The 21,404-nt window shown below is 58.9% G+C and carries 15 protein-coding genes; 9 read left to right on the forward strand and 6 right to left on the reverse strand.

Features of this window, described 5'->3' with window-relative positions; translation table 11 throughout:
- Window positions 1–12 precede the first annotated feature (12 nt).
- Window positions 13–1,332, forward strand: a complete 1,320-nt coding sequence (gene rimO / locus SRB521_RS04915) for a 30S ribosomal protein S12 methylthiotransferase RimO (RefSeq protein ID WP_083630927.1) — start codon at window positions 13–15, stop codon at window positions 1,330–1,332.
- Window positions 1,333–1,339: 7 nt separating this feature from the next.
- On the forward strand, window positions 1,340–1,864 hold the full coding sequence (gene pgsA, locus SRB521_RS04920; RefSeq protein WP_075704257.1) for a CDP-diacylglycerol--glycerol-3-phosphate 3-phosphatidyltransferase: 525 nt from the start codon (window positions 1,340–1,342) through the stop codon (window positions 1,862–1,864).
- 58 nt (window positions 1,865–1,922) lie between these two features.
- Here pgsA and SRB521_RS04925 read toward each other — a convergent pair whose 3' ends face one another.
- Entirely contained in the window at window positions 1,923–2,429 is a 507-nt protein-coding gene (locus SRB521_RS04925; protein ID WP_075704256.1) for a hypothetical protein, read from the reverse strand.
- A 213-nt stretch (window positions 2,430–2,642) separates the two neighbouring features.
- On the opposite strand from SRB521_RS04925, the gene SRB521_RS04930 reads away from it, so the two are divergent.
- From SRB521_RS04930 to SRB521_RS04950, 5 genes are all read left to right on the forward strand, one after another.
- Window positions 2,643–3,641, forward strand: coding sequence for an MFS transporter (locus SRB521_RS04930; RefSeq protein ID WP_116722547.1), 999 nt, complete (start codon window positions 2,643–2,645; stop codon window positions 3,639–3,641).
- A 4-nt stretch (window positions 3,642–3,645) separates the two neighbouring features.
- Entirely contained in the window at window positions 3,646–3,960 is a 315-nt protein-coding gene (locus SRB521_RS04935; RefSeq protein ID WP_075704254.1) for a hypothetical protein, read from the forward strand.
- 12 nt (window positions 3,961–3,972) lie between these two features.
- A complete protein-coding gene (locus tag SRB521_RS04940) occupies window positions 3,973–4,767 on the forward strand; it encodes a hypothetical protein (RefSeq protein WP_129868783.1) in 795 nt (264 codons plus the stop codon).
- A gap of 147 nt (window positions 4,768–4,914) precedes the next feature.
- A complete protein-coding gene (gene leuS / locus SRB521_RS04945) occupies window positions 4,915–7,344 on the forward strand; it encodes a leucine--tRNA ligase (RefSeq protein WP_116722545.1) in 2,430 nt (809 codons plus the stop codon).
- Between the two features lie 408 nt (window positions 7,345–7,752).
- Window positions 7,753–8,160 (forward strand): serine proteinase, encoded by a 408-nt coding sequence (locus tag SRB521_RS04950; protein WP_075704251.1) that lies wholly within the window; start codon window positions 7,753–7,755, stop codon window positions 8,158–8,160.
- A 47-nt stretch (window positions 8,161–8,207) separates the two neighbouring features.
- Here SRB521_RS04950 and SRB521_RS04955 read toward each other — a convergent pair whose 3' ends face one another.
- The 3 genes from SRB521_RS04955 to SRB521_RS04965 form a co-directional block, all read right to left on the reverse strand.
- The gene (locus tag SRB521_RS04955) at window positions 8,208–9,098 is read right to left on the reverse strand and encodes a DMT family transporter (protein WP_075704250.1); all 891 of its coding nucleotides are present in this window, start codon (window positions 9,096–9,098) and stop codon (window positions 8,208–8,210) included.
- A 128-nt stretch (window positions 9,099–9,226) separates the two neighbouring features.
- Complete coding sequence (locus tag SRB521_RS04960; RefSeq protein WP_116722544.1) at window positions 9,227–10,120, reverse strand: C40 family peptidase; 894 nt, start codon at window positions 10,118–10,120, stop codon at window positions 9,227–9,229.
- Between the two features lie 40 nt (window positions 10,121–10,160).
- Window positions 10,161–10,451, reverse strand: coding sequence for a hypothetical protein (locus SRB521_RS04965; protein WP_075704248.1), 291 nt, complete (start codon window positions 10,449–10,451; stop codon window positions 10,161–10,163).
- A 211-nt stretch (window positions 10,452–10,662) separates the two neighbouring features.
- Between SRB521_RS04965 and SRB521_RS04970 the strand changes: the two genes are divergently transcribed.
- Entirely contained in the window at window positions 10,663–11,976 is a 1,314-nt protein-coding gene (locus SRB521_RS04970; RefSeq protein ID WP_116722543.1) for a B12-binding domain-containing radical SAM protein, read from the forward strand.
- 126 nt (window positions 11,977–12,102) lie between these two features.
- Here the strand turns inward: SRB521_RS04970 and SRB521_RS04975 are convergent, their stop codons facing one another.
- A complete protein-coding gene (locus SRB521_RS04975; protein ID WP_116722542.1) occupies window positions 12,103–15,570 on the reverse strand; it encodes an Ig-like domain-containing protein in 3,468 nt (1,155 codons plus the stop codon).
- Between the two features lie 351 nt (window positions 15,571–15,921).
- Window positions 15,922–17,349 carry a conjugal transfer protein TraL gene (locus SRB521_RS04980; RefSeq protein ID WP_207216000.1) on the reverse strand — a complete coding sequence of 476 codons (1,428 nt, stop codon included), beginning with the start codon at window positions 17,347–17,349 and terminating at the stop codon, window positions 15,922–15,924.
- Window positions 17,350–17,658: 309 nt separating this feature from the next.
- On the opposite strand from SRB521_RS04980, the gene rpoB reads away from it, so the two are divergent.
- Entirely contained in the window at window positions 17,659–21,387 is a 3,729-nt protein-coding gene (rpoB, locus tag SRB521_RS04985; RefSeq protein ID WP_116722553.1) for a DNA-directed RNA polymerase subunit beta, read from the forward strand.
- The last annotated feature ends 17 nt before the right edge of the window (window positions 21,388–21,404 follow it).

Raw genomic sequence — 21,404 nt, forward strand, 5'->3', positions numbered from 1 at the left:
GGAGACATTCTGTTGAAGGTTGCATTTATATCCCTGGGCTGTGCCAAAAATCTGGTGAACACCGAGCAGATGATGGCGCTGTGCCGGGAGGCAGGCTATACCGTGACCGGAGAGCCGGAGGGCGCTGACGTGGCGGTGGTGAACACCTGCGGCTTTATCGACTCGGCCAAGAGCGAGGCCATCGATACGATCCTGTCCATCGCCCCCCTCAAGGAGCAGGGCAGGCTGGGCAAGCTGCTGGTGGCGGGCTGCCTCACCCAGCGGTATCAGGACGAGATTTTGGAGGAGCTCCCCGAGGTGGACGGCATCCTGGGGACCGGAAGCTATACCGACATCGTCCCCGCCATTGAGGCCGTGCTGGAGGGAGATACCCCCACTTATTTCGGGGACATCGACCACACAATTGAGGATGGGAAACGCCTGGTCTCCACGCCCGCCTATACAGCCTATCTGAAGATCGCGGAGGGCTGTGACAATCGCTGTGCCTACTGTGTCATCCCCTACCTGCGGGGCCGATACCGCAGCCGGCCCATGGAGTCCCTGCTGGAAGAAGCCAGGGGGCTGGCTGAGGGCGGGGTCCGGGAGCTCATGGTCATCGCCCAGGACATCACCCGCTATGGTACCGACCTCTATGGGAAGCGCCGACTGGCCGAGCTGCTGCGAGAACTGTGCCGGATGGACTTCCATTGGATCCGGCTCCACTACCTTTATCCGGATGAGATCGATCAGGAACTCATCGACGTCATCGCCGAAGAGCCCAAGATCGTCAAATATCTGGATATCCCCATCCAGCACCTCAGCGATAAAATCCTCAGGGCCATGAACCGCCGGGGGAACGGCGCGCTCATCAGCGACGTGATTTCCACGCTGCGGGAGGATATTCCGGACCTGGTACTGCGCACCTCCATCATTGTGGGATTCCCTGGCGAGGGGGAAGAGGAATTTGAAGAGCTCTGCCGCCTGCTGCCGGGGTACCATTTTCAGCGGGCAGGTGTGTTCACCTTCTCAGCGGAGGAGGGGGCCCCTGCCGCCGCCATGCCGGACCAGGTGCCGGAGGATGTGGCCAAACACCGCATGGAGCTGCTGGTAGACCTTCAGTCCAGGGTCATGGATCAGTGGAACGAGGACAGACTGGGCACGGTAATGGAGGTCCTGTGCGAGGGCTTCGACGGCGATATGGGCTGCTGGGTGGGGCGGACCTATGCTGACTCTCCGGATATTGATGGGCATGTCTACTTCACCGCCGCCGGACAGATACCGGCGGGCACGTTTGTGAATGTGCGCATCACCGGCACGTCGGACGGAGACCTGACCGGAGAAATCGAGGAGTAGGAACGATATGAATACGGCCAATAAGCTCACACTCACCCGGGTGGTCATGATCCCTATTTTCCTAGTGGTCCTCTACCTGGATTTTGCGTTCAACAAATACATTGCCCTGGCGATTTTTATCCTGGCCAGCATCACCGATTTCATCGACGGCTATGTGGCCCGCCATTACAACCAGATCACGGATTTTGGAAAGTTCATGGACCCATTGGCCGACAAGCTGCTGGTGGTCTCCGCCATGCTGTGGTTTGTGGAGGCGGGACAGATGCCGGCCTGGACGGTCCTGATCGTCGTGGCCAGGGAATTTGCCGTAACGGGGCTTCGGCTGGTGGCTGTGGACAACGGACGGGTCATTGCCGCCGGCTGGTCGGGTAAGGTAAAAACCGCTACCACCATGGTCTGTATCTGCCTGATGCTCCTGCCCATCCCGGCGGCGCTCAATGCCGTTTGCGTGGCGCTGATCGTGGCTACCACGGTCTATTCCGGGGCGGAGTATTTTATCAAAAACCGTGACGTACTCAATTGGAAGAAGTAATGTACCATAAAAGCGGCGGCCCCATCGGGGCCGCCGCTTTTATGGTTTGAAATTGGTTTTACACAGACGCCAAGAGGAAGCCCAGGATCAGAAGAAAAAGATTCCAGAGGGCGAGGGCGGTCAGAATGGCGCCCACGGTTTTCCAGAACGAGAGGGGGCGGGGGAAATGCAAAGGTACAGACTGCGGCGAGCAGGAACAGATTGGCTGGGCACGGGAGAGGCGCCCGGGGACAGCATCTTCATCCAGATAGACGGATAAGCTGTTTCCACGGCCGAATCGCTGTGCGGTTTCCATACACGCGGCACAGGAAAGCGCCCGCTGAACTACCAGCGGCGTCTGGCCGCGCAGTGTGGCGGTTTCCTCCTCCGCACACCCCATCAGCTCTCCCAGAAGGGCAGCCAGATTCGGGTCGTTGAAGTCGGCCTCTTCCAGAACAAGCGCGCAGGAGAGCTGCTCCAGATCATCGGGCAGCTTCCGGGGATGCAGAGGCCGGCCGCAGTGCGGGCAGACCGGGGCTTGATCGGAGACTGCGCTCAGGCAGTCCGGGCAACGGACCAGGGGCATACGGCTCACATCCTTTTTCGGTTGATAAGGGGGCCCGCCCGGCGGATAACCGGGAAAAAGGGGAAAAGACACTATCCGGTCGGGTGGGGAAAACATCCTGCGGGCGGAACAGAAAGTCCTAAAAGAATATCGACTGTATCAGGTAATATGTTACATATCGGGGAACTTTTTTGAAAGATAAACGTCTACTCGGGTGAAAAGGAGGGAGCGCATATGCGCCACATCCGGCTGGCCTTCTATTCCGCCGCCCATTTTTGGGTGGATCTCTCCTGCGCGCTGCTGTTGCTGGGGGTGGTCTGTCCGGAGGCGGACCCGGTCCGGTGCATCCTCCTCTATAACTTCTCAGCCTTTGCCGTTCAGATGCCCATTGGTCTGCTGGCAGACCGGCTGAACCGGAATCATCAAGTGGCGGCCGCGGGCTGCGGGCTGGTGGCTGCGGCCTGGTTTCTCACCAAAGGGGCAGAGGCGGCTGTACTTGCGGGAGTGGGGAACGCCCTCTTTCACGTGGGAGGCGGACTGGATACAATGAACCGGAGCGGCGAAAAGGCGGGGCCGCTGGGAGTTTTCGTCTCGCCGGGAGCGGCGGGGCTTTTCCTCGGGGCTGCGGCCAGGGGTGCGGCAGAGGCGCTTGCACTGCCAGTATGCGGCGTCTTGGTCGCCGCGGCTGTGCTCATCCTCCTGTGGTGCCGGGGGCGGGAGAACCCACCGGCAGCCCTGCCGGAGGGGAGGGGGAAATGGCTTCCAGCGCTGCTATGCCTGCTGCTGGTGGTGGTGCTGCGCTCCTGGAACGGCTTTCTGTTTCGCTTCCCCTGGAAAGGGGCGCTAGGGGCGCCGTTGACATGCGCCGTGGTACTGGGAAAGACGGCGGGCGGACTGGCGGCGGACCGATTTGGGACCAGCCGGACGGCAGCAATCACGCTGGGACTCTCGGCGTTTTGTTTTCTGGGGTCCGATTGGGCGCCGATAGGGCTTTTGGGCGTGTTTCTCTTCCAAATGACGATGCCTCTCACTCTGTGGGCGGCGGGCCAGCTGCTGCCCAGCGCCAAAGGGCTGGCGTTTGGAGTGCTTACCTTTGGGCTTTTTCTGGGGGCGCTACCCACGCATCTGGGCTGGGAGCCGATAATGCCCGGTCCGGAGGTCTATGCCGCCACGGCCCTCCTATCTCTGCCACTGCTGTGCTATGGGCTATGTACAGCCCAGAAAAGAAGGTGAGGATATGCTGGGGATTCTGTCTGCTTCCCTGGCGCTTACCTTGCTCCTGGAGACGACAGCGGCTGCCCTATGGGGGCTCCGGAGGCAGAATCTGCTCCTGGGGGTGATGGTGAACCTGCTCACCAATCCCGCGGCAGTGCTGCTCCACCAGCTTTTTCCCGGATGGGGTGTCACCCTGGTCCTGGAGGGAGCGGTGGTGATGATTGAGGGGGCCTATTATGCCAAGTATGGACTGCGGATCCGGCACCCCTGGCTGCTGTCTCTCAGCGCAAATGCCCTCTCTTTTGGAGTGGGGGTTGTTATCAATCGACTGTTGTGAGGAGGTCTTTGCATGAAACGAGGGTGCGCGCTGCTTCTGACCCTATTGCTGTTGGGAACCACGGCAACGGCCGATGTGCTCATCGAGCCGTCGGACGATTTTTACCGTACCCATGCGGAAGAATGTGAATACCTCGATCGAAGCTATACGGCCAATGGAAAAGCGGGGTATGTTGCGCTCTATCAGAGCCCGAAATCATCTCGGCAAAGGGAGACCGTGGGTAACGGCGCGGTCCTGCGCGGCAGGTGGATCTACCGTGGGACGTGGCTGGCCGTGGAGGAGGAGGATAGCGAGGAGCTCCGAGGCTGGGTGGAGCTCTCCGAGTGTGTCCCGGTGGCCGACTACCTCTCCTTTGAAGAGGTCCATGGGGGAGAGTTTGTACCCTATGACCGTGCCCTGGATACCAATTTCGCAGATATTGAGAATGTGGTGCTATGGACCTATCCCGGTTCCGGGAAGATCGCCTGGGCAGAGGCAGACGCCCGGTGGTTCCGGGAAAACGTCACGCCCGCCGAGGCATTTTCCCAATGCTGGGAAGACGGTGAGGGCCGTCTGTGGGGGTTCGTAAACTACTGCTATGGGTGGAGAAACACCTGGGTCTGTCTCTCAGACCCGGACAACACGGATTTGGCCGCCGACCCAGAGGTGTTGCCGGAGAAAATGGTCTACTATCCGGCGGCGGACCCTGTGCCCGCTCCCTCCAGCGGTGTGTCCGGCCTGGCGGCGGTGCTGGTGGTCCTGGTGGTTGCGGGTACCGCCGTGCTGATCCCGGTGGTGTGCCGGGGCGGCAGACGCCCCGGAGAGTGAGCGCGGCGCGGAAGAAAAAGCAGCCGATCTGGAAGGAGGGCCGGGTTTCGCTTGCAATATCTGCGCTTTTCGAGTATAATATCAAAGATTGAAACAGTGGGCGGGAACGGCGCCCGCCGGACGATAAGATACGAGGAAGTGCAGAAGATGAAGTACGATTTTGCCAGCATCGAACCCAAGTGGCAGAAGAAATGGCTGGAAGAGAAGACCTTCCACTGCGAGAATCACAGCAGCGACAAACCTAAATTCTATGCGTTGGTAGAGTTCCCTTATCCCTCCGGTCAGGGGCTCCATGTGGGGCATGCCCGCCCCTACACCGCTATGGACGTGGTGGCGCGCAAACGCCGGATGGATGGCTATAACGTTCTTTTCCCCATGGGATACGACGCCTTTGGCCTGCCCACAGAGAATTACGCCATCAAAAACCACATCCATCCCGCCAAGGTGACGCACGATAATATCCAGAACTTCCGGAGGCAGCTCCAGATGCTGGGCTATTCCTTTGACTGGGACCGGGAGATCAACACCACCGATCCGGCCTACTACAAGTGGACCCAGTGGATCTTCCTTCAGCTTTACAAGCACGGCCTTGCCTATAAGACGACAATGCCCGTGAACTGGTGCACCTCCTGCAAGTGCGTGTTGGCCAACGAAGAGGTGGTGGAGGGGGTATGTGAGCGCTGCGGATCTCCTGTCATAAGAAAAGAGAAGAGCCAGTGGATGCTGAAAATCACAGAATATGCCCAGCGGCTCATCGATGACCTGGATGGGCTGGACTTCATCGAGCGGGTGAAGATCCAGCAGAAAAACTGGATCGGCCGGTCCACTGGCGCGGAAGTTGCTTTCAAAGCAACCACCGGAGACGACATCGTGGTGTTTACCACCCGGCCGGATACCCTTTTCGGTGCCACCTATATGGTGCTCTCCCCAGAGCATGAGCTGCTCAAGAAGTGGATGTCCCTGCTGGGCAATGCGGACGAGGTGAAGGCCTATCAGGCGGCTGCGGCCTCCAAGTCCGATTTGGAGCGCACCGAGCTCAATAAGGAAAAGACCGGCGTATGTCTGGATGGTGTGAAGGGTGTCAACCCCGTGAATGGAAGAGAAATCCCGATTTTCATCTCCGACTATGTCCTGGCAACCTACGGTACCGGCGCCATTATGGCGGTGCCCGCCCACGATGACCGCGACTGGGAATTCGCCAAGAAGTTTGGCTGTGAGATCATTGAGGTGGTATCCGGCGGCGAGGATGTGCAGAAGGCTGCTTTTACCGCCAAGGACGAGACCGGTATCCTGGTGAACTCCGAGTTCCTGAACGGGCTCACCGTCAAAGATGCCATTCCAGTCATTACCAAGTGGCTGGAGGAGAAGGGCATCGGCAAGGCCAAGGTCAACTACAAGCTCCGGGACTGGGTATTCTCCCGCCAGCGCTACTGGGGTGAGCCCATCCCCATGGTCTACTGCGAAACATGCGGCTGGCAGCCCCTGCCCGAAGATCAGCTTCCCCTGCTCCTCCCGGATGTGGAGAGCTATGAGCCCACGGACGACGGTGAAAGCCCCCTCTCCAAGATGACGGAATGGGTGAGCACCACCTGTCCGCACTGTGGCGGCCCCGCCCGGCGGGAGACGGATACGATGCCGCAGTGGGCCGGTTCCTCCTGGTATTTCCTGCGGTATATGGACCCCTGCAACGACAAGGCGCTGGCCTCCCAGGAGGCCATGGCCTATTGGTCTCCGGTGGATTGGTACAATGGAGGAATGGAGCATACCACGCTGCATCTCCTCTACTCCCGGTTCTGGCACAAATTCCTCTATGATATCGGCGTGGTCCCCACGAAGGAGCCCTACCAGAAGCGCACCAGCCACGGCATGATTCTGGGCGAGGGCGGCGAGAAGATGTCCAAGAGCCGCGGCAACGTCATCAATCCCAATGACGTAGTGGCCCAGTACGGCGCGGACACCATGCGCCTTTACATCATGTTTATCGGGGACTTTGAGAAGGCGGCCGCCTGGAGCGACAACGCGGTCAAGGGTTGCAAGCGATTCCTGGATCGGGTATGGAACCTGATGGATGCCTGTACGGACAGCTTGGACTATATGCCGGTCAATGAGCTGGCTATTCACAAGGCCATTAAGAAGGTGTCCTCCGACATCGAGGCGATGAAGTTCAACACTGCCATTGCCGCGCTGATGTCTCTCGTCAACGATTTTTATGCCAATGGCTGTTCCAAGGGAGATATGAGCGCGCTGCTGATGATGCTCTCTCCCTTCGCGCCCCATATGGTAGAGGAGATGTGGGAGCTCCTGGGCTTTGCCGCAGAGAGGGGCATGGCGTGTCGCCAGCCCTGGCCTGCATATGACGAGAGTAAGACCATTGAGGCCGAGGTCACCCTGGCCGTTCAGGTGGGCGGCAAGCTGAAGGGAACCGTCAGCGTACCCGTGGACAGCGATGACCAGACCTGCGTGGACGCCGCCCTGGCGCTGGACAAGGTGGCCAAGATGCTGGAGACGATGACGGTGGTTAAGACCATCGTAGTCAAAAACAAGCTGGTCAATGTGGTGATGAAACCAAAGGCGTGAGCTCATTTGCCCTTGGGTGCCATACAGGTTTCAGATAAATGACAGAGATATCCCCAAATTTAATAGATCTGTAATATCTGAAGCCTTTTCATTTAACATCTTGCGGGTATTATAATACCCGCAAGAGACAGTTTCTTTCCTTTCATTGTATCCTCTTTTCTTAGGCGAAGCCGGACGTCAGGGAGCGGACGTCCGGCTTTTGCTTTATACAGAGGGGAGGCGCCTTTCCGTGTCATAAAACTGATACATCCCCTTTCCGACCAGGGGATTCGGCCAAAAATGATGTTACTGATATTGAAATTTGGTTAAATTTTGGTTAATTCAGCACAGAATCCCTTGCGCCTTAGTAGGATGCGGTATAGAATAAGACCAGAATCCCAAAGAAAACGAATTTAGGAGGTTTTTCATATGACTTCTTTTGACGAGCTGAAATCCAAGGCGCTGGACCTGGCGCAGGCGGGGGCCGCCAAAGCCAAAGAGCTCACCGACATCGCCAAGCTGAACATCGCCAATTCCGCCGAAGAGGATGCCATCCGCAAAGCCTATATCGATCTGGGCAAGCTGTATTATGCGGAGCGTGGCATGGCACCCGAAGGGGCTTATATGTCCCTGTGTGAGAAGATCACCGCGTCCAAACAGAAGATCGAGGAGAACAAGGCCAAGATTGCGGAGATGAAGGCTGCTGGCAACATTGACGATGATGTGGTGGTCTCCACCTGCGACTGCGGGTGCAGTTGTGACGTGCCGGAAACCGAGGTGCCTCATGAAGAGCCCCCGGTGGTGGAACCTCTGGCCCATGATGGGACCAAAGAGTAACACTTGAAGGATAAAAACGGCGGACCGCATTAGCGGTCCGCCGTTTTTCAACTGGTTGGTCGTTGAGAGAGCCATAATCCCGGGAGAATGAGAAAGATGGCTCCGATGGCCTGCGGACGGACAGGCTCCCCCAAAATGAGGGCGGAGGCAATCAAGGTGACCACAGGGGTAAGGTAGATATATACATTGGTGGCCACGGTACCAATGAGGACCATGGCTTTATTCCAACAGACAAAGCACAGCGCAGAGGCGACCAAACCCAGATAAAGTATATTGAAAAGCATGGAAGGGTCAGAAAAGCGGGATAGGGAGTAGTCGGGATGGAGGATGGGAAGGAGCGGAAGAAGGGTCGCAAGGCCCCAAAAAAAGACCTTGCGGGTGCACTGGAGCTGGTTGAGACCGGAGGAGGAGGCGAACTCCAGACACACTCCGTAGGCTCCCCAGCACAGCGCGGCGCCGAGGGTCAGCAGGTCCCCAAGAGGATTGAGCTCCAGGCTTTCGCCTCCCGACAGGGAGATGAGAGCGATTCCAGTGAGCGCGATGGCAAAGCCGGCAAAGAAAACGGCCCTCGGTCTGGGGCCACGGCGGCACAGCCACAGCAGGAGGGCGGCGAACATGGGGGCGGCGGAAATAATGATCCCCACATTGGAGGCAAGCGTATACCGCAGCGCGGTATTTTCCAGGAGAAAATATAGGGTCAGGCCGCTGACACCCGCCGCCGCGAAGGGAAGCTCTGAGCGGAAGTCCTGCGGGCGCAAGAGTCTGGGGGAGAGGCAAAAGAGTACCGCCCAGGCGATGAGGAAGCGGAAGGTCATGATTTCCAGAGGGGTAAAGGCGCGGAGAAGGATCTTGCTGGAAATCAGAGTGGTGCCCCAGACCACGGTAACAAAAAGAGCAAGAATGTGCCCCAGCACGCGACTGTGCGGCGGAGATCCCATCCCTCACACCTCCCTATAAAAATTTTGCAGCAGAAGTGGAGCAGTCCGCGCCTCAAAAAAGAAATGGTGTACGGAAGCGCAGTCTCCCGTACACCATTGTGTCTGGTTTTGAAAGAACGCCTGTAGGCTCAGCCAATGATGCGCCGGGCGTACACATAGACGTTGGCGTAGTGACCGCTTTCCATCTGGTCGATCTGGACCACATAGCGGTTGGTAGAGGCGTGGATGAACTCACCGTTTCCGATATAAATCCCCACATGGGAGACGGGTTTGCTGGTGCGATATTTGAAAAATACCAAATCACCCGGCTGAAGCTCGTCTTTGCTGACGGATACGCCATTCTGGAGCTGGTCGGTGGCAGTGCGGTTGAGGGTGTAGCCGAAATGGGAGTATACGTACTTGGTGAACCCGGAGCAGTCGAACTGATTGGGGCCGTTGCCGCCCAGCACATAAGGGGTTCCCAGATACTCCTCTGCGTAGGCCACGATCTGCGCACCCAAATCGCTGCTGGCTGTTTCAGTCACATCGGGCTCAGTGGTAATGGTGATATAGTCGCTGCTTACGTAACCGGTCTTTCCAGAATATGTAACTTTATACCAGCCGTTATCCACGCCCTCCAGTTCCAAAACAGTACCGCCGGGAATGGAGGCCACGGTGTCGTAGTTGGTACCTGCAGCGGCACGCATGTTCAGGGAGGAGCCGTCGGTATCCACCAGTCCGTAACCAAGCGCAGCATCGGCGGTGGTGGAGACAGTGAGGTACTCGCTGGACATATACCCCTCGACGGTATTGAAGTTGACCTTGTACCAACCGTTACCGGTGTCCTCCAGCACCACGACGCTGGTGCCGCCGGATGCGGTGGCGAGGATCTCTCCCTCTGCGGCGGGGGTATCCCGCAGGCGAAGCGCGTCAGCCGTGACGGTGCCGGCACCCAAGGTGGCGGCGGAAGCGCCGACGGTAAACATTGCGGTGAATACAGTACCAAGCACGGCTGCACGCAGCAGGTGAGATGGCTTTATCATCGGTGAGGACCTCCATCTTTTTCTCTATATCAGGGGGCGATCATTTGCTGTTGAGCATCCGTTCCAGCCAGACGGAGGCCACGTCCATAGCGGCGTACAGGCTGTCCTTTTCCGTTTTCTTGACCACGCGGTCCCGGCTTTTGAGATCGGGATCGGTGAGCTGGAGCTGAACGGCCACCTTGGTGGCCACGTCCAGGTCGTCCACCTTCTTTGTCTCCATGACCTGAAGCATGATGATATATTTGTCAGCCATGCTGCCGTAGTAGATGAGATTCTCCTTGCGGCGCAGAGGATGTCCTTTGTAGCTAAGGGGAATTTTTTCTTCGGCCATTATGTGCCTCCTAAAGAAAGAATTAAAAATTGTAACCAAATTGTAACACATTGTTTCCGCCCCGTCAACCCTGGAAGAGATGGAAAATGTGAATAATTTGTAAAGTGGAGCCATATGGCAACAATATCTTGTGCAAAACGGTTCTGAGGGGTAGAATAAACGGGAAACGGAGGGGTTTTTGGTGCGAATTCTGTTGGTTCGTCCCCGAAGAATGGATCTGATGACGGCGTTCGGCGGCATTACATGTGAACCGCTGGAGCTGGAGACCCTGTTACCGGTTTGTCGTCAAGTGGGAAGAACAGAGCTCTATGACGGCATTACGGAGGAGCGGCGGTTCACTGACGTGCTTCTTGCGTTTCGGCCCGATGTGATGGCGCTTACCGGCTATCTCACCCAGGAGCGGGAGATGGCGGAGTATATCAGGCTGACAAAGAGGGCGTGCCCGGCCTGCACCGTAATCGTGGGGGGCGTCCACGCCCAGCTCAATTATCGCCGTCTCTGCTGGCCGGGGGTGGACTATGTGTTCCGTACGGAGTCGGCGGACTGGTTCCGGAGCCTGTTGGAGGCGCTGGACCGGGGGGAGATGCCCATAGGGATTCCGGGACTGTGCCGCAGGGAGGGCGGCAGGTTTGTGGAGACACCCTACGAGCCCTGCGACATCGACACACTTCCCCGGCCGGACCGGAGCGGATGGGCGGAGCGGGCGGACTGGTTCCGCTATCTGGATTTTGCGAGGCTCTCCACGCTCAAGACGGCGGTCTCCTGTCCCTTCCGATGCGAGTTCTGCTATGGGCGAAACCTCCACGGCGGACGGTATCAGCCCCGCAGGCTGGAGCTTGTCATGGAGGAGTTGGAGGAGGTACCGGGGGACACGGTATTTATCGTGGACTCCGACTTCCTGCTGGAGGAGACCCGCGTGGAGGCTTTCCTGGACGCACTGGAGGAGCGGGGCATCCGAAAAACATTTTTGTGCTACGGGCGGGCGGATTTTATCGCAGGACATCCGGCGCTGACGGCCCGGCTGTGCCGGTGTGGATTTCGGCTTTTCCTGGTAGGCCTGGAGGGGATTCGGGATCAGCGCCTGGAGGCATGGAACAAAGGGACCACACGGGAGATAAATGAGGCATGCCTCCAAGTCCTGAACGCGTGCGGTGCGGACTGCATGGGGCTCCTGCTGGCCGACCCGGATTTCACTGCGGCTGATTTTCAGGCGCTCTATCGCTGGGCCAAAGAGCACGGGCTGCGATACACGTCTGTGCAGGTCCTCACGCCCATTCCGCCCACGCCCCTTTATGAGCGGAAAAAAGGGGAGCTCCTCTCCAACGATCTGAGACAATGGGATCTGGCCCATTTGCTGCTCGAGCCGGTACATATGGGCCGACGGGTCTTTATGCTGCGGTACTACTGGCTTATGGCGAGACTGGTGTTGCTGGGGTGGCGGCGGGGGGCGTACCACTTTGTGACGCCGGCTTACCTCGGTCGGGCCGTGGGACGCTGGCGGCGGAGACGGGCCGCCCTGCGCTGAACCGGATCCTATAAACGCGAGATAAGCTGTTGAATAATAGAAAAGCCGCCCAGCCTCAGAGGACTAGGCGGCTTTCTCTGCTTTTGCATGAGAACGTCGGAAAACCTGCAGTGATGCAGGATGGAATTACAGGGTCAGGACTCTATGAAGGATAACGGCCATCTCAGCCCTAGTCAGAGAGCCCTTGGGGTTGAGATTCCCAGCGTCATCGCCCTGGATTACACCGGCCTGAACCAGTGCTGCCACAGAGCCCTGTGCATAGCTGGAGACCGACTTTCCATCAGAAAAGCGGTTCAGATAAGAGGCAGAGGCGTCATCGATGCCATGGCCGGTACGGTTCAGCGTTCTCTGGAGAAGGACCATGGCATCCTCGCGGGTAAGGGAGGCGGAGGGGTTAAATCTTCCGTCAATGCCGCCCTGTGCGATCCCCAGTGCCTTGGCAGAGGAGATGGCCTGGGCGTAATAGCTCTCCGCAGGCACATCCTTGAAGTTATCACCGCCGGAGACGGAAAAGCGGAAGGCGCGGGAGAGCATCAGAACGAAATCGCCGCGGGTGATGAGCCCATCTGGATGGTAGGTGGTGGCGCCTACGCCGGTGGTGATCCCATTTTCGTAGAGGTAGTCCACGGACTCGGCAGCCCAACTGTAGCGCCCCATATCGGTGAAGTAGGAGGAGGAACTGGAGGGGGTCACGCCGATCTGTACATAGCCAGTGTAGGTGGAGCCGCTCTCGTCAGTACCGGTATAGGCGATGGTCACTGTGCCGGAAAAGCCCGCTTTCGGAACGAAAGAGATCCTGCTGATGGAGGGGCTGCCGTCAACTTCATACGCAGTATCGTCATCCACCAAGCCGCCATAGGAGGTGGGGCTGCCATAGTTGTAGTAAAGCCGCCCGGCACTCTCGGGAGGGAGCTGGAATACCACGGAGGCGAGACCGGCGCCGCCCCGCTTGTCGCAGGCACTGCTGAAATCGCTGGAGCGGAATGTCACCTCCTGTGCATCAGTGGTATAGTAGATCACACCGGGATCCTTAACGGTGGCGAATGAGAGAAGGAGACTGCCGGAGAAGGCTTTTCCACCTGTGCTCTCGCCAGTAAAGTCGATTATTACGGTGCCGGTATAGTTCTTGGCGGGGACGAAGGTGACCTGTTCCAGATAGGGGCTCTTGGAGAGGAAATACTCGGTGGAAGCGGAGACCTTCTTGTCATAGTCACCATCATCGTAGCCGTAGTACAGGATACCCCTGCTGGTAGCGGGAAGCGTAAACTGGACATAGCTCAGGGATTTTCCGGTCTCATCCTTGCAGTAATCATTGAAATCGTCTGAAGAGAGGGTGATGGGAGAATTTACTGCGGCAGAGTATTCGATGTCGCCGCTGTCTCCGCCGCCCACGGTGACCCGGATGGTGCCGGAGAAGCTGTCGCTGTCTGCACTGGAGCCCTGGAAGGGGATAGACACGGTGCCGGTATAGTTCCTGGCCGGAACAAACGTAATGTTTTCCAGATAGGGGCGCTGGTTGCGGTAGTAGCGCTTGGAGGACGAGACCTTCTCATCATAGTCGCCGTCGTCATAGTTGTAGTAAAGGGTGCCCTTGTTGCTGGAAGGCAGGGTAAATTCCACATAGTCCAGGCTGGAGCCGGTGGCACTTTTGCTGAAGCTGTTGAAATCGCCGGCGTCAAAGGCAACGGAGCCGTTTCGGTCCACGGAGTACATAATATCGTCAGCGGTCCTGCTTACGGTGATCTCAATGGTGCCGGAGAAAGTGTTTCGTTTGGTATCCCGAGCCGTAAAGGAAATGGTCAGTGTGCCGGACCAGTTTCTGGCGGGGACGAAGCTCACGTCCTCCAGATAAGGGGAGTCGTCATAATAGTAAGCAGCGGAAGAGGAAACTTTCTTATCATAGTCGCCGTTGTCATAGCGGTAATAGAGAGTGCCTTTTCCAGAAGAGGGGAGCGTGAAGTGCACATAGTCCAGGCCATAGCCGGTGATCTCCTTGGAGAGCGCGTTGAAATCGCCGGCGTCAAAGGGAATGACCTCATTTTGGGCGCCGGAAAATTCGATGCTGCCGGTGGGCTCGCTTACGGTAATGGCCACGGCACCGGTATAGCTGTAACCAGAAGTATCTACGGCGGAGTAAGAAATGGTGACTTTGCCGGAATAGTCGGGCTCTGCGACAAAGGAGACCTTGGACAGAGCGGATTTAAAGACGCCGCCTCCATAGTAATATTTGGTGGACTCCGAAACCTTCTGGTCGTAGGTCCCGTTGGAGTAGTTATAGTAGAGCGTGCCGCGGCTGGAGGAGGGGAGCGTGAAGGTCACATAGTTGAGCTTGTTTCCGTAGACCTCGGTACATGCGCTGTTAAACTTGGACTCATCAAAGGTAACAGAGCCGCCGGAGGCCACGGAGCTGGTGATGTCGGGGGCTGAGGCGGCGGTGACGGTGACAGTGCAGGCGGGGGCGGCCAGCCGATTGCCGCGGCGGTCTGTGACCACGGCGGTGACGGTGACGCTCTTTCCGGCTGTGACGCCCTTGACGGTACAGTTGGCGTTGCCCGTGCCGCTGGGACTCAGCGATACGATGTTCTTCTCATCGGCGGACCAGGAGACGCTGGCCCCATCGGGGAGATTGCTTACCGAGAGGGAAGAGGTTTTGCCGAACATGACGGAGAGCTCGGTTTTGCTGAGTGTGAGGTAGGACGGATCGCTGACGGTGACGGCGCAGGTAGCTCCCGCGCCGCCCTCCGGTATGGCGGTGATGGTGGCGGTTCCCGTACCCACGGCGGTCACTTTGCCGGATTGATCCACAGAGGCGACCTTGCTGTTGCTGGAGCTCCAGCTCACCCGGGTCCCCTCGGGCGCGGTGGTGGCCGACAGCGTTTCACTGCTCCCCGTGGTGAGAGACAGGGAGGTTTTATTCAGAGAGAGGGTGGGAGGTGCAGAGGGAAACTGCACCCGGACGGTACAGTAGGCGGTGAACCCGCCGTCGGCAGTTGTGACGGTGACAGTGCCGACGCCGTTGCCCACGGCGGTTACTTTGCCGGACTGGTCCACCGAGATGACGCCGGAATCGTCCACCGTCCAAAAGACGTTCTGATTGGCGGCGTCAGGGGGGGAGACCATGGCCTTGAGGGTCGCGCTTTCTCCATCCTTGGTCAGCGTGAGCTCAGTGCGGTCCAGACGAACGCCGGTAACCGGAACGGCGGCGGTGACAATCACATGGCAGGAGGCGGTGAAGCCTCCGTCATCGGTGGTGACGGTGATGTCGGCCTCCCCGGGTGAGAGGGCGGTCACTCTGCCGTTTGAGACCTCGGCCACACCAGTGTTGCTGCTGTACCAGGAGAGATCCTGAGCGAAGGCACTGGAAGGAGAGACCGTGGCATGGAGGGTCTCGTGGCTCCCCACCTCCAGAGAGAGAGAATCCCGGTCCAGGGTGACCCCGTCCACGCGGGCGGAGGGGAACAGCGACCAGTCGCTGCTGTCTCTGCCGGATTCCGAAGGGACGCCCCCGGCGGCCCAGGCCGCAGGCACCAGGCCCGCCGTCAGGGCCAGGACCAGCAAGACGGACAGGAAACGGGACAACAGCTTTGTTTGCATGGAAAAGACTCCTTCCAAACTCCAAAATTATGGATGCGCCGTAGGGGGCTTTCTACCCTTACATCGATTATAGACGGTAAAACGTGACAAGTGGTTTCGAAATTCTGAAAGAATTCTTAAAAACAGAGATTACCGCCCCACATGCTCTGAATGAGCATGTGGGGCGGTAATCTCTTGGCCTGTCGAAAAACCTGTATGTTAGGGATCTCTTGCGGCCTGCGGCGGCAGGCATTCGGCGAGCGGAGTGAGGACTTTCCCGGGGCAGAGACCCGGGAAAGTAAACGGCATTGGAGAAAAGGACGGGGAGGGGGCACGGCCCTCCCCGCGAGATGCGGTATGGAGCCGTGCCGGTCACACGGCAGGGGGACGGCGGCGCCTTACAGGCCCGCCTTCTCCGTGTCTCCACTCCTGATACAGGCAGAAAAGGGTCCAGATCAGGGTGGCGAGGAGCATCAGCGAGCCCCAAGCCATGGGAAAGGCATAGCGCAGCATGAGATAGGCGTGGTAGGCGCCCAGAGAGGCGATCTGCACCAGAATGGCTGCGGGGATTCCCCGGCGGCGGTCCAGGCAGGCCCAGCAGAGGGTGATCGTATCCGCAAGAAAGAAATAGCGGTCGTGCATATGGGGAAGCAACAGGGGGATGCCGACGGCAAAGGCCGCGCCCGCGGTAAACAGAGCACGGTCCGTCAGACGGTCCCGGCGAAGCAGCAGCCAGAGAAGAATGCCGACGGTAAACAGGAAAGCGGCCAGGATGCCCAGACGAGCGGCAAGGGTGGTGTCCACCTCCGCGCCGTAAGGGATGAGCGCATAGAGCGAGGGCGCGTTCAGCGTCAAATAGTCGCTGTATTCCGCCGCCTGTCCAAAATAGACGCCCAGAATATCCCCCAGTGGTTTCCCTAGAAAAAGGGCGGGGACGATGGTGAGGACATAGGTGGCGGGGAAAAGGAGCAGGTCCCGGAACCGTACCCGTCCGGCAAACCACAGTGCGCCCCACAACGGCACGAGAAAGACGGTCTGAAGCTTGAAGGAGAAGGCCAGCGCCAGCAGAACCACGGAGCCCACAGGGCGCCGGTCCAGGGCGGAGGAGAGGGCATGGAGGCACAGCGCGCCGTAGATGGAGTCACACTGGGCCCAATAGGCACCGTTGAGTGCCACGGTGGGAAGCAGCAGCAGAATACAGAAGGCGGCACAAGGGCGGTAACTGCCCGGAACGGACAGACGATGCACCAGCCGGTAGCCTCCCCAGGCAAGCAGCACGTCGAAGAGCATGGAAAAGAGTTTGATCAGGTAGAGATCGCGCACCGGGAGATAGGAGATGGCGGCCAGAAAGTAGAGATAGGGGACGTTGTAGTTCCCCTTGGGCAGCGCCACTGCCGCCCAGCCGCCGTTTTCCCGGAAGAAGGAGGCCCAGCCGGAGAGAAAGTCCCGATAGTCGTAGGTCACATGCTCCAGGCAGAGGGCACGGAGAAAAAGAGCAAGTCCGATGGGAAGAAGGGAGAACAGTGCGGCACCGGGTCTCCTGTCCTCATAAAAAAGAAGCCCTGCCGCCAACGCACACAGCAGGACAAGGCACAGCCCCACGGGAAGGCGGGAGGGGGCATCGCTGAGGCCGGCGGTCCTGCACAGGGCCAGAAGGAGGAGCAAGAGCCCCGCGCCGCCGCAGAGCGCGGCCGCATACGGGGGAAAGAGTTGGGATTGCAGGGGATGGGAGCGGGACATAGCGTTCACCTCGTTGTCGGGAAGAAAGAAAAAAGTCCGGATCACTCCGAACTTCGACACAAAAAAACTTGACGCGGAAAAATCTACATGGTATACTGAAATGCTTTCGTACATCCAGTATCCTCTGCAGAGACCCTCCCACAGTGTATTCAGTATAGCAGTTCTGACGGTCCTGCGCAAGAGGGAACGAAAAACAAGGAGACAACGCAGCCGGGCGTGTCATAAAATCCGAGACCGGCGTTTTTGGCCAATTCGACGAGAAGTGGCCTGCTGAAGATGAGAAGATAGCCGAAATATCAGGGCTTTTCGGCACCGAATGCGAGAAAACGGAGTGTGATTTTCGGAATGGTCAACGACAAGCTGAACGGCATGGTCAAGGACGTACACTACGGCAAGACCCTGCGCAAGAGCTATGCCCGCCACGCAGAGATCCTGGACATGCCCAACCTGCTGGAGGTCCAGAAGAAATCCTATCAGTGGTTTTTGGACACCGGCCTGCGCGAGGTCTTTAAGGATGTGGCCGCCATCACCGACTATGCGGGCAACCTGGAGCTCTCCTTTATCGACTATAAAATGGATGAGGCCCCCAAGTACGATGTGGAGGAGTGCAAGGCCAGGGACGCCACCTATGCCGCCCCCATCAAGGTGCGGGTCCGTCTGCGGAACAAGGAGACCGAGGAGATCAAGGAGCAGGAGATCTTTATGGGAGATTTCCCCCTCATGACCGATTCCGGTTCCTTTGTCATCAACGGCGCCGAGCGGGTCATCGTCTCCCAGATCGTCCGCTCCCCCGGCGTGTACTTTGCCCGAAACGAGGACAAGGCGGGCAATGTGACCTTCGGCACCACTGTCATCCCCTACCGCGGCGCGTGGCTGGAGTATGAGACGGATCTGTCCGACATCTTCTATGTGAGGATCGACAAGAACAGAAAGCTGCCCATCACCTGCCTCATCCGTGCGGTAGGCCCCCGGACCGATGCGGAGATCATCGATATGTTCGGTGAGGACCCCCGCATCCTGGCCACGATGGAGAAGGACACCTGTAAGAGCCGGGAGGAGGCCCTCCTGGAGATCTACCGTAAGCTCCGCCCCGGCGAGCCCCCCACGGTGGATTCCTCGGAATCCCTTCTGAATGCGCTGTTCTTTGATCCCCGGCGGTACGATCTCTCTGCTGTGGGCCGCTATAAATTCAATAAAAAGCTGGCCATCTGGGGCCGCCTGAACGGCCAGAAGCTGGCCCAGCCCATTGCCGATCCCATGACGGGCGAGATCATTGCCGAGGCCGGTGAGGTCCTGACCCGGGAACGGGCCCGTGAGATCGAGGCCAAGGGCGTCAATGAGGCTGTGATCGACCTGGAGGGCACTCTTATCAAGGTGTTTTCCAATGATATGGTGGACGCCAAGGGCTTCCTTCCCTTCGACCCCGCCGAGTGCGGCGTGACCGAAAAAGTGTACTTCCCCCTGCTCCGGGAGCTCCTGGAGCAGTATGAGGGGGATGAAGAGGGCCTGAAGGAGGCCGTCCGGGATCGGGTGGACGACCTGGTGCCCAAGCACATCTTTGTGGAGGACATCATGGCCTCCATCAACTACCTCAACTGTCTGGCCCATGGCGTGGGTACCCACGACGACATCGACCACCTGGGGAACCGCCGCCTGCGCTGCGTAGGCGAGCTGCTCCAGAATCAGTTCCGCATCGGGTTCAGCCGCATGGAGCGCGTGATCCGTGAGCGCATGACCATCCAGGATCTGGATATTGTCACCCCCCAGAGCCTCATCAATATTCGCCCGGTCACTGCGTCCATCAAGGAGTTCTTCGGCTCCTCCCCTCTGAGCCAGTTTATGGATCAGACCAACCCTCTGGCGGAGCTCACCCACAAGCGGCGTATGTCCGCCCTGGGCCCCGGCGGTCTGTCCCGTGACCGCGCCTCCTTCGATGTCCGGGACGTCCACTACAGCCATTACGGCCGGCTGTGTCCCATTGAGACGCCCGAAGGACCCAATATCGGCCTCATTTCCTATCTGGCCTCCTATGCCCGCATCAACCGGTACGGCTTTATTGAGACCCCCTACCGCAAGGTGGACAAGGAGACCGGCTGCCTTACCGATGAAATCGAATATATGACCGCCGATGTGGAGGATGAATATATCATCGCCCAGGCCACCGAGCCCGTGGACGAGAGCAATCATCTGCTGCATGACCGTATCACCTGCCGCCACCGCAATGAGATCATCGAGGTGGACCGCGACCATGTGGACTATATCGACGTCTCCCCCAAGATGATGGTCTCCGTGGCTACCGCCATGATCCCCTTCCTGGAGAATGACGATGCCAACCGCGCCCTGATGGGCGCCAACATGCAGCGGCAGGCCGTGCCTCTGCTCACCACCGAGGCCCCCATCGTGGCCACCGGCCAGGAGCACAAAAACTGCATCGATTCCGGTGTGGTCATTCTGGCGGAGGGCGACGGTGAGGTCACCAAGGTTTCCGCCCAGTATATCACCGTCCGTTACGACGATGGTCGGGTGGTGGACTACAAGCTGACCAAGTTCATGCGCTCCAACCACACCACCTGTATCAATCAGCGGCCCATCGTCACCGCCGGACAGCGGGTGGAGAAGGGGGATGTCCTGGTGGACGGCCCCTCCACCAGTCAGGGAGAGATCGCGCTGGGCAAGAACATCCTTATGGGCTTTATGACGTGGGAGGGCTACAACTACGAGGACGCCATCCTGCTCAACGAGCGTATGGTCAAGGAGGACGTGTTCACCTCCATCCATATCGAAGAGTATGAGACCGAGTCCCGGGACACCAAGCTGGGGCCCGAGGAGATTACCCGGGATATCCCCAACGTGGGCGAGGATGCGCTGAAGGATCTGGACGAGCGAGGCATCATCCGCGTGGGCGCCGAGGTCCGTGCCGGCGATATCCTGGTGGGCAAGGTCACGCCCAAGGGCGAGACCGACCTCACCGCCGAGGAGCGGCTCCTCCGCGCCATTTTCGGCGAGAAGGCCCGCGAGGTCCGTGACACCTCCCTGAAGGTCCCCCACGGAGAGAGCGGCATCATCGTGGACGTGAAGGTGTTCACCCGGGAGAACGGCGACGAGCTCTCTCCCGGTGTCAACGAAGTGGTCCGTGTCTATATTGCCCAGAAGCGTAAGATCAGCGTGGGCGACAAAATGGCCGGCCGCCACGGCAATAAGGGCGTCGTCTCCCGCATCCTGCCCCAGGAGGATATGCCCTTCCTGCCCGACGGTACGCCGCTGGACATCGTCCTCAATCCCCTGGGCGTGCCCTCCCGTATGAACATCGGGCAGGTGCTGGAGGTCCACCTAGGCTATGCGGCCAAGGCCCTGGGCTGGAAGGTGGCCACACCCATCTTCAATGGTGCCAACGAGCCCGAGATCGAGGCCACGCTCACTGCGGCCGGCCTTGCCAAGGACGGTAAGAGCTGGCTTTATGACGGACGCACCGGCGAGCGGTTTGACAATCGCGTCACCGTGGGCTACGTCTACTTCCTCAAGCTCCATCACCTGGTAGACGACAAGATCCACGCCCGGTCCACCGGCCCCTACAGCCTGGTCACTCAGCAGCCCTTGGGCGGCAAGGCCCAGTTCGGCGGACAGCGCTTCGGCGAGATGGAGGTCTGGGCCCTGGAGGCCTATGGCGCGGCCTACACGCTCCAGGAGATCCTTACCGTCAAGTCCGACGATGTGACCGGCCGTGTCCGGACCTATGAGTCCATCGTCAAGGGCCATAACGTGCCCAAGCCCGGTGTGCCCGAGTCCTTCAAAGTGTTGGTCAAGGAGCTTCAGGCACTGTGCCTGGACATCAAGGTGCTGGACGCCAAGGGCGAGGAGATCGAGCTCAAGGACGACGATGAGGACACCTACCAGCCTGACCGTATCCGGGACGACGACTTCTACGGCTATAACGCCGGCGGTGAGTCCGATTTCGCCGCGGCCGGCTTTACGCTCAAGGAGGGCAGTGACGATGACGACCTGGCGGCGGCCGACGACACTGACGACGCCGATGAGGACGTCGGATTCGAGGAAGAGATCGTCTTGGACGACAGTACCGACGACGGTGATTTGGACTGAGAAAGGGAGGATGATCA

Source organism: Intestinimonas butyriciproducens (genome assembly GCF_004154955.1).
GTDB classification, from domain to species: domain Bacteria; phylum Bacillota; class Clostridia; order Oscillospirales; family Oscillospiraceae; genus Intestinimonas; species Intestinimonas butyriciproducens.